At 38.2% G+C, this 9,474-nt stretch carries 11 protein-coding genes; 5 read left to right on the forward strand and 6 right to left on the reverse strand.

The genetic code is table 11. The annotated features are described in order from the left end of the window. Nucleotides 1–324: 324 nt before the first annotated feature. Nucleotides 325–942, forward strand: coding sequence for a YitT family protein (locus tag AAHB15_RS29580; protein WP_342043866.1), 618 nt, complete (start codon nt 325–327; stop codon nt 940–942). Nucleotides 943–951: 9 nt separating this feature from the next. Here the strand turns inward: AAHB15_RS29580 and cysC are convergent, their stop codons facing one another. The 5 genes from cysC to AAHB15_RS29605 are packed head-to-tail and all read right to left on the reverse strand — an operon-like array spanning nt 952 to nt 4,817. Beyond that, complete coding sequence (gene cysC, locus AAHB15_RS29585) at nt 952–1,551, reverse strand: adenylyl-sulfate kinase (protein ID WP_098532475.1); 600 nt, start codon at nt 1,549–1,551, stop codon at nt 952–954. Between the two features lie 29 nt (nt 1,552–1,580). Then, a complete protein-coding gene (gene sat / locus AAHB15_RS29590; RefSeq protein WP_098532474.1) occupies nt 1,581–2,744 on the reverse strand; it encodes a sulfate adenylyltransferase in 1,164 nt (387 codons plus the stop codon). A gap of 58 nt (nt 2,745–2,802) precedes the next feature. After that, a complete protein-coding gene (locus AAHB15_RS29595; protein ID WP_420491216.1) occupies nt 2,803–3,513 on the reverse strand; it encodes a phosphoadenylyl-sulfate reductase in 711 nt (236 codons plus the stop codon). A 16-nt stretch (nt 3,514–3,529) separates the two neighbouring features. Next, nucleotides 3,530–4,066, reverse strand: coding sequence for a histidine phosphatase family protein (locus AAHB15_RS29600; protein WP_342043867.1), 537 nt, complete (start codon nt 4,064–4,066; stop codon nt 3,530–3,532). Nucleotide 4,067: 1 nt separating this feature from the next. Further along, the gene (locus AAHB15_RS29605; RefSeq protein WP_098532472.1) at nt 4,068–4,817 is read right to left on the reverse strand and encodes a phosphosulfolactate synthase; all 750 of its coding nucleotides are present in this window, start codon (nt 4,815–4,817) and stop codon (nt 4,068–4,070) included. 164 nt (nt 4,818–4,981) lie between these two features. Between AAHB15_RS29605 and AAHB15_RS29610 the strand changes: the two genes are divergently transcribed. The 4 genes from AAHB15_RS29610 to AAHB15_RS29625 all read left to right on the forward strand — a co-directional run bounded on the left by AAHB15_RS29610 (nt 4,982) and on the right by AAHB15_RS29625 (nt 7,820). After that, nucleotides 4,982–6,226: an MFS transporter gene (locus AAHB15_RS29610; RefSeq protein ID WP_098532471.1), complete on the forward strand. Its 1,245-nt coding sequence runs from the start codon at nt 4,982–4,984 to the stop codon at nt 6,224–6,226. Nucleotides 6,227–6,269: 43 nt separating this feature from the next. Next, on the forward strand, nt 6,270–6,548 hold the full coding sequence (locus AAHB15_RS29615) for a hypothetical protein (RefSeq protein WP_098532470.1): 279 nt from the start codon (nt 6,270–6,272) through the stop codon (nt 6,546–6,548). A 132-nt stretch (nt 6,549–6,680) separates the two neighbouring features. Beyond that, on the forward strand, nt 6,681–7,445 hold the full coding sequence (locus AAHB15_RS29620) for a sulfite exporter TauE/SafE family protein (protein ID WP_342043868.1): 765 nt from the start codon (nt 6,681–6,683) through the stop codon (nt 7,443–7,445). 102 nt (nt 7,446–7,547) lie between these two features. Further along, nucleotides 7,548–7,820 carry a YqhV family protein gene (locus AAHB15_RS29625; protein ID WP_202171465.1) on the forward strand — a complete coding sequence of 91 codons (273 nt, stop codon included), beginning with the start codon at nt 7,548–7,550 and terminating at the stop codon, nt 7,818–7,820. 63 nt (nt 7,821–7,883) lie between these two features. Here AAHB15_RS29625 and AAHB15_RS29630 read toward each other — a convergent pair whose 3' ends face one another. After that, entirely contained in the window at nt 7,884–9,356 is a 1,473-nt protein-coding gene (locus AAHB15_RS29630; RefSeq protein WP_335574828.1) for a spore germination protein, read from the reverse strand. Nucleotides 9,357–9,474 lie beyond the last annotated feature (118 nt).

Consider the following 9,474-nt stretch of genomic DNA (forward strand, 5'->3'; position numbering starts at 1 on the left):
AGAAACTAATATTATTGTTTGTTGACGTTTTTGTTTGTTTAGTTTTCAAAGAACAATATGTCATAAGCGACAAGAAATATCATAACACATCCCTCAAAAAAGTGTCAACCATAATTTTAAAATTATTATGAAGATGACCTCATCTCGAAGGAGCTTTTAAATAATATCACCTCTTCATGTAAACTTCTACATGAAAAATTATCCATTTAACAATCCTTCATATTTGGGGTAAAACCCACATAAAATGGACAAGTAAGGATTGTCCTAGGGGGTTATGAACTTGGTAAGAACTATTAAACGATTAGCGATAGAATTCGATAGCTTATGAGAAGAACATTTTTTACATATTGCTGCTTAATATTCGGAGCAAGCCTGCAGGGGATGTCTATGTCCTTGTTTCTATTTCCTCATTCTATTCCATCTGGCGGGGCTGCCGGAATTGCTATTCTAATGAATCATTGGTTTCATTTATCATTGGGATTTTCCTTATGGATTGCTAATATAGTCTTTTTATTTTTTGCCATCCGTTATTTTGGCTACACATGGACGTTTAGAACCATCCTCTCTGTTGCCACTACTTCGACAACTGTAAATTTCATAACTTTGCAGATCCCACATATACATGTACATCTGTTATTGGATCTAATTGCTGGCAGTGTTTTTTTCGGAATTGGCGTGGGGATTCTCATTCGGGCCGGTGCATCGAGCGGCGGGATGGTCATTCCGGCTTTAATGATTGCTACCTACCAAAATTGGAGTCCTGGTAAAGTGATGATGGGAATTAACCTGTTGATATTCTTATTAACTGCCCTTGTGATCGATTATAAAATTGTGATTTTCGCGATTATTTGCCAATTTTTTTCGACCAATATCATAGATTATATATACGAACTAAAAATCCATAAGATTAGCTTCTTAACTGCTAATTGGCGTAAAAGATAAGAAGATCCGCTATAGAATCTTCTTATCTTTTAAATATCCAATTACTTTGTCTACAGATTCTTCGATCGTCATTTTATCGGAATCAATTATAATTTCCGGACTAATTGGGGCCTCATATGGAGATGAGATTCCTGTAAATTCAGAGATTTCACCTTTCCTTGCCTTTTTATACAGTCCTTTAGGATCGCGATCTTCACAAACCAATATAGGACAATTTAAGTAGATTTCAATAAACTCACCAGGTTCAAACATTGTGCGGACAAGCTCCCTGTCTTCAAGGAAAGGGGAGATAAAAGCGGTACATACAATCTGCCCACTGTCGACAAACAGTTTTGCCACTTCACCGATTCTGCGGATATTTTCTTTCCTGTCCTCTGGCAGAAAGCTTAAATCACGGTTTAATCCATGACGGATATTATCCCCATCCAATACATAGCTTCGATAGGATTCTTGAAATAACATATGGTCAACGGCATTGGCCAGCGTGGATTTTCCTGACCCGGACAAACCGGTAAACCAAAGAACGCAGCTTTTATGACCATTTAAAAGGAGACGGTCTTTTTTTGTAACCGTTGTGTGATGCCAGGTGATGTTACCTCTTTTATTCATTCTCCTACACCCTTTAGTTGTTTTAGCAGCTAGCCAATACTTGAATTTTCATTTATATAAGTTTCTATCATACCTTGGATAAGGATTTCCACTACCTCTGGACGACTGAATTCCTTTGGAGGATGAACGCCATTTCTCAGCATTCCTCTAACCGCCGTCCCCGATAAAATTACATGATACCCTCGGTCATGAGGACATGTTTTTGCAGACGCCATATTTTCGCATTTTCTGCAGTAGAAACTATGTTCGAAGAATAGTGGTTTAATCCCTAATTCTTCTTCTGTAAAATGACTGAAAATTTTTTGGGAATCATAGGTCCCATAATAATTTCCAACCCCTGCATGATCTCTTCCTACAATAAAATGCGTACATCCATAATTTTTCCGGACAATGGCATGAAAAATGGCTTCTCTCGGTCCGGCATAACGCATGGCAGCTGGAAAAACAGACAAGAAGACACGGTCTTGTGGATAATAATTTTCGAGTAATACTTGATAGCTCTTCATTCTAATTTCACTTGGGATATCATCGGCCTTTGTCTCACCGACCAACGGATTTAAGAATAAACCGTCAACAATTTCTAGAGCTGATTTTTGTATATATTCATGAGCCCTGTGAACAGGATTTCTTGTTTGAAACCCAACAACTGTCTTCCAGCCTAGCTCTTTGAATATCTTCCTGGTTTGCAGAGGATCTAAATAAAAGCTTTCAAAGATCATTTTCTCCGGTCTATTGATAAGGGTTATCGGACCAGCAATATAAATCTCCGGACGATCAAACAGCTTTTTAACTCCAGGATGGTGAGGATCAATCGTTCTATATACTTTGTCGGCTTCAATCTTTTTATCTGGACGAAACATTTCCTTTATCGTCATCACACCATAAATGGTATTACCGTGAATTAAGTTGATTGTTTCTCCAATTTTGAGTTGTTTTGCTTTCAAAGGCTCGACCGCTAACGTAATTGGGATGGACCATGGAAGTCCGTTAGATAACCTCATATTCTGTACAACCGAATCATAATCCCTTTTTTCCATAAATCCTTCGAGCGGGCTATAAGCACCATTAGCGATTAATTCTAAATCACTTAATTCCAATTTACTGAGTTCGACAGAGTTTCGAATATTTTCTTTTGAAAAATGAACATCTATTCGATTTATTAATTTGCCGCCGTGCGGCATACTCTCACTCATATCTTTCTCCTCCCTAGACCTCCCAATTATTCGGTCAGCATGTTATTTGATTTGTTCTTTATCCCTCGTGGAGTCCGCATTCTGTTTTTGTATTACCAGCCCAGCGCCCTGCACGAAGATCCCCGGTATTGGTAACAGGCTGGGTACACGGTGCACATCCGATACTTGGATATCCTTGATCATGCAGTGGGTTATATGGAAGATTATTTAAGGTAATATAGGTCATGATATCTTCCCAGGACCAATGAATAAGTGGGCAAATTTTTACTTTATGAAATTTATCATCCTTATTTATATATTGGGTATTTCTCCTTGTGAGAGATTGGTCTCTTCTTAAACCGGAGATCCATGCCGAAACATTGGATAAGGCTTCTTTTAAGGGGACTACTTTTCTCATATGACAACATAAATTGGGATTATGCTTCCATAATTCGTCCCCATACCATTTTGCTTGATCCTCTAAGCTGGCCTTTGGTTTTAGCATTGTAATATCTAATAAAGGGTAACGTTCCTTAACTTTTTCAATTAATTCATATGTTTCGGGGAAATGCAGACCTGTATCAAGGAAAATAATTTTAGCTTGTTTGTTAACCTTATAAATTAAATCAATTAAAACAATCCCCTCTGCACCGAAGCTGCAGGAATATACTATATCATCCTTATACTCCTGATAAGCCCATTTTAAAACATCCAGGAAATCTGGTTTATTGTTTATAAAGGAGGCTATTTTCTCTTCATTCCAATTTTCATACGTTAACAGTTCAGACAAAACTTAGCCCTCCATTTCATTCACTCATTTCCACTTCTATGGTAATACATTGATTGTTTTCGACGACTATTTTATTCATGTTGTTGATGTCGCCAAAGTTTACATAAGAAACAAACCCTCTTATCCACGAGCCGTGACCGAAAACTAATACATTATGGTAGTCTTTATATTTTTTTAAAAATAGTGCAATTCGATCCTCGAGGTTCTTTAAACTCTCACCCAGAATCAGTTCCTTTGGGTTTTCTATCCATTTATCACCATACTCATTGATGAGCTTCCCCTTTGGAACTCCCTCAAATGGACCAAAATCTAATTCATCCAATAATCCTTCGGTTTCAGGCTGATAACCATATAGATGTGCTGTTTGATGGGTTCGTTTCAGGGTACTAGCCAATACTATGTCAAACGGCTGTTTTTGGAGCTGCTCCTGATTTTGCTCTATTTTATTGACGAACTCCTCAGTGACAGGAGCGAGGTCAATGTCCCGTCTTCCTTGAAGCCATGTTTTTTTATTCCATTCTGTTGGAAGGTGCCGTATTAAAGTAATGTTCATCTTAAGCCTCCAGAAAAAAGGTTTCACTTCTAAGACCACGGCGCTGTGATTCCAAAACAAGTACATCCTGAAGTTTCACATTTCCTAAATTTACGTTAGGACCAATTTCTTTTATAAAATACATTTGATGTTTGGCAGATGGAGCCTCAAAGATAATTTTTCGTGTATCTAAATCTTTTAATAATTCATGTACTAAATTGGATTTAACGGTTCCACACTTTTCATAAATTCCAGATGTGCCGGAATCCCGGCCTTCGGTTATGACATATTCACATCCAGCATCTAGAAGCAATTGAATTTCTTTTTTCCAATCAGAGATAGGCATTTCGTTATTACAATCCTTCGAGCCCACTTCCGCAATTACATGAAAATCATCCTTTATTTGGGAAATCAATTGTAAACGCTCCTGAAGTGGAATATCCAAGGTCCCATTGGAGATTTCAAGCCAATTAATACCTAAGCTGCTTAAGTACGCGAGATACTCAGGAATCTTATTCTGATAATAGCATTTCTCAAATAAGGTTCCTCCACAATACGGTTTAATCTGGTACTCCTTATAAAGATTCACTTTTTCCTTTAAATTTGGGGTAACATAGGCAGAACCAATTCCAATTTTGGCAATATCAATGATGTCACCATAATCAGATAATATATTTTTTAACTCCCCTATTGGGGTCCCGAAATCAATGACAGAAGTCAAACCGTAAGTTCGATTTCCAAAAGTCCTTTCCGGTAATGTTAAAAAATTCATAGGCAATGCGCCTCCTCTATTTTTCTAGGATAGATTATTCAAGAACTGGGTGAATGTGTATACATTGGGCTATTACACCGAGTAATTAGGCATTTGTCATGTATAAACATTCCTCTAGAACAAACAATAATAAAGCTTAATTTTATAGTTAGGGGTGTACATCCTTGCCAAAGCAAAAACATAAAGGCTTAACGATAGCATCCATCGGTTCTATTCCGCTAATTTTAGTTCTGGGGAACTCGATGCTGATCCCTATCCTCCCGAAGATGAAAACAGAACTGAATGTAACCCAATTTCAGACAAGTTTGATTATCTCAGTATTTTCGATTGCTGCAGCAATCTCAATACCCATATTAGGTTACTTATCCGACAGATTTTCTCGAAAGGCTGTCATCATCCCTGCACTTATTTTGTATGGCTGCGGTGGACTATTAGCTGGTGCGGCAGCGGCTTGGTTTTCAAATGCCTACACATGGATATTGGCTGGGAGGATTATGCAGGGAATGGGTGCGGCAGGAACAGCACCCATAGCGATGGCTTTAGCAGGCGACTTATTTAAGGGTGGCGAACAAAGTAAGGTATTAGGATTAGTGGAAGCCTCCAATGGGTTCGGAAAGGTAATCAGCCCGATTATTGGGTCGTTATTAGCCCTGCTCTTTTGGTATGCAGCCTTCTTTGCCTTTCCAATCTTTTGCTTACTATCCGTTTTGTTAACCATCTTTTTTATTAAAGAGAAAAAGGCAGAAAAAGAACCTCCGCCAGTTAAAAAATATATTAAAGGTCTTGTCTCAGTGTTTAAAACAGAAGGCCGCTGGCTGTTTGCCGCTTATTTAACAGGGGCTTCCTGTTTATTTACATTGTTTGGGATATTGTTTTATATCTCAGATATACTCGAGAAAGACCATCATATTGACGGCTTGTTAAAAGGGGCTATATTAGCAATACCGCTTTTATTTATGACCACTACTTCCTATATCACCGGAAGTAATATCGGAAAAAAAATGAGTCTTATGAAAAAACTAATTGTTATTGGTTGTTTATTAATGACAGCTTCTTTTGCATCTCTAGTGTTCTTTACTAAATTATTACCGTTCTTTGCAGTTCTGGTTGTCAGCAGTATCGGCACTGGCCTTGTACTGCCGTGCATTAATAGCTTTATTACTGGTTCCGTTCCATCTGACAGAAGAGGATTTGTCACTTCCCTATATGGATCAGTTCGTTTTTTAGGGGTAGCCATCGGCCCTCCTATCTTTAGTACATTAATGGAATGGTCCAGATCTGGAATGTTTCTTTCTACCGCAGGATTAACGCTATTATGCGGCCTTCTTTGCATGATGCTGATCCATGTCGCTAAAAAGAAACCGACCGAAGAAAATGATTCACTATTTGAGAAGCTCCAGTTTACGTAACACCACCTAATCCTAACCATAGAAATTAAAGGAGAAGATTTCATTGCAAATTTATTTTTCACCCGAGGTCATTACCCCGGAATATCAAGTTTTAAATGTGGTTGATGGAAAAAACAAGGGAGTCGGGAATGTGGCCTTCTTATTTGCTGAAAAGAAACTTTATGTTTACGGCATTTTAGAAGAGGATGAAGTGGGAGCAGACTTTAAAGATTTAATTACCCCCTATATTAAAGGGCTAGCTAAAGCTAAGCCAGGACTCGATATCTTTTCTTGTTTGTATGTTGGATGTAAGAAAATTAAACTGAATGAAGAAGAAAAATAATTATGATTCCATAATCGGCTGACTTAGAGAAGAACTGGGTCAGCTTTTTTGGCTTACAAGTTATATGTAACAAGGCGGATAACTACTTCATAATTTAGTGTTGTAAGTATTTTTTCTATGGAGTGTTGCCTAATGAGCGTTGGGATTATTTTCATGGGTTTAGTGATTGGTTTTATGGTCGGGTTAACAGGCGTTGGTGGTGCAGCCTTGTTAACACCGATTTTAATATTAATAGGGATAAATCCATCCATTGCTGTTGGGACGGATCTTTTCTACAACTCCATTACAAAACTCTTTGGATCTATTCAGCATTGGAGACAAAAGACCATCAACCTTCAACTGGTCAAATATTTAGCGATTGGAAGCATTCCCAGTGCGGTCATGGCTGTTGCACTCCTTCACTTATTTGATTCTTATTTTCACAATCAAGAATTAGTGATTAAACATGCACTTGGCTATGTTTTGATATTGGTGGCATTATCTACCCTGTTTAAAACATTTATGAAAAATAAAAATAAGTGGAATCATCTGCAAATGAAGCCTCTTGAAGAGAAACGGGCATTAACAATTGGTTTAGGGGCGGTATTAGGCTTTATTGTTGGATTAACTTCGATTGGCTCAGGTTCATTGTTTGCCTTAGCCATGATCTTTCTCTACCGGATAAGCCCATCAGAGCTCGTTGGAACAGATATTGCCCATGCTTTCCTCTTAGTTACAGCCGCTGGAATCATGCATGCCGGTATTGGTAATGTTGATTTCTTCTTAATGGTTAATCTTTTAACCGGATCCATCCCAGGTGTCATTTTAGGAAGCAACTTATCTTCTAAATTCCCCGAAAAACCACTAAGAACGATTATGGCTATTATGATTTTAATTAGCGGGTTTAAACTAATTTGATGTTCCCTTTTTAAAATGCAATTAAGTTAGGAAAAAAACATGTCCTTCTCTTGAAAAAATCAACATATAATGTGGTGAAAATGATATTTTCGGGAGGTAGCTATGTTTATAATTTTAGAAAAAGCAGTTTTGGGAATGGCCTTTTTACGATTATTATCTGGTAGTATCGAGATATTTGCAGCTATTTTAATGCTTAAATTTAATTCAGTTGAAAAAGCTTTAATGATTAATTCCTCACTCGCCCTTGTGGGTCCTATTATATTAATTTTAACCACAACAATAGGCTTAGTAGGGATTGTTGGAGATATATCTGTCATGAAAATCGTCTGGATTTTACTCGGGGTTGCATTTATATTAATAGGAGTAAAATCTTAATGGGGCCATTCTCCTTTGCCTATCAATGGAAAAAGCCTATCAGATTCGATAGGTCTGATAGGCTTAGTCATCTTGTCTTGATCGATCCTGTGGGTTTAGCATGTGTCCTCGCAAATTACTATATGGAACAGGTGAGCGGAGAAGAACTAATTTGAAATCAAGGGGATTAAACGGCATAAACGGATATAAATATGGAATATTCATCGTCTTTGTTACGACTAACAGTAAGATCCATAACGTAATCCCGATAACTAAACCCGGTACTTGGAGTATTGCGACCATGATTAAAAAGAGAACACGGAAAATACGATTCGCAAGGCTTAATTCATAACTAGGGGTTGCAAATGTTCCAATAGCAGCAACCGCAACGTATAGCACTACCTCGTGGGTAAAAATTCCGACTTGGACCGCTACATCCCCGATAATGATAGCAGAGACGATACCAAGGGCAGTAGCAAGAGCATTAGGGGTATGTATGGCCGCCATCCGCAAAATCTCAATTCCAATTTCGGCAATAAGAAATTGCCAGATAAGAGCGATTTCTCCATGATCCTTTACACCAATGAACTTCCATCGTTCAGAAAGTAGCTGCTCATTTGTTGCATAGGTATACCATATGGGTAATAGAAATAACGAGGCGGCAACTGCAACAAATCTTGCAAATCGTAAAAAGCCACCTACCAAGGGCTTCTGCCGATACTCCTCAGCATGCTGCAAGTGATGCCAATAAGTAGCTGGACAGATCATAACGCTCGGTGAGCCATCCACAACAATAAGTACATGCCCTTCCATTAAATGAACAGAACTTGTATCAGCTCTTTCCGTGTATCTAACTAATGGGTACGGGTTATAGTTCCTGCCGAAGACAAACTCTTCTATTGTTTTTTCACCCATTGAAACCCCATCTACTGAAATATCCTCAAGTTTTTCTCTCAGCATTCTCACGTTTTCCATATCAACAATACTGTCTATGTATACTAATGCTACATCTGTCTTTGATCGATTTCCTACCTGTACATATTCCATGACTAATGATCGGTCTCTTACCCGCCTTCGGATTAATGCAAGGTTAAATACAATCGTTTCCACAAACCCATCACGCGGACCACGAACTACCCGCTCAATATCAGGTTCCTGAGGGGAACGAATTGGATATTCCCTTGAATCAATCAGGACTACTTTACTGCCTTGTTCAACAACTAAAGCAGTTTGCCCAGCAAGAACTTGGGCTATTACTTCCTCCAGGTCAGGTGTGGTTACTACCTCAACATGTGGTATAAATGTTCTAACAAGCTCATTTATTGGATCATCCTTAAATTCCTCGGGTTTCCGCTTTTCAATCTCTTTCATGATTAAAAGCAGGATATTCGCCTGAGCAAACCCATCCACGAGGAACATGCTCATCTTATGTCCTGCATAATCAATTTTGCGGTGGATAATATCGAAGCTTTTTCCAACGCGCAGTTCTTGTTTCAAGTATTCAATGTTTTCTTCATATGATTCCTTGACTGGAACTTGTATCCCCTTTTTTCCCAAAAATGCCAACTCCCTAAATAATCATTAATGGTATTTTGCGGAAAGCTGAAGGGTTATATACCCATTTCTTTAATTATTATCTTGGAAAAGCAAAAAAAGACAATCGTCTAAGATTGTC

The sequence above is a fragment of the Bacillus sp. OTU2372 genome, from assembly GCF_038440275.1.
Taxonomy (GTDB): Bacteria; Bacillota; Bacilli; order Bacillales; family Cytobacillaceae; genus Neobacillus; species Neobacillus bataviensis_B.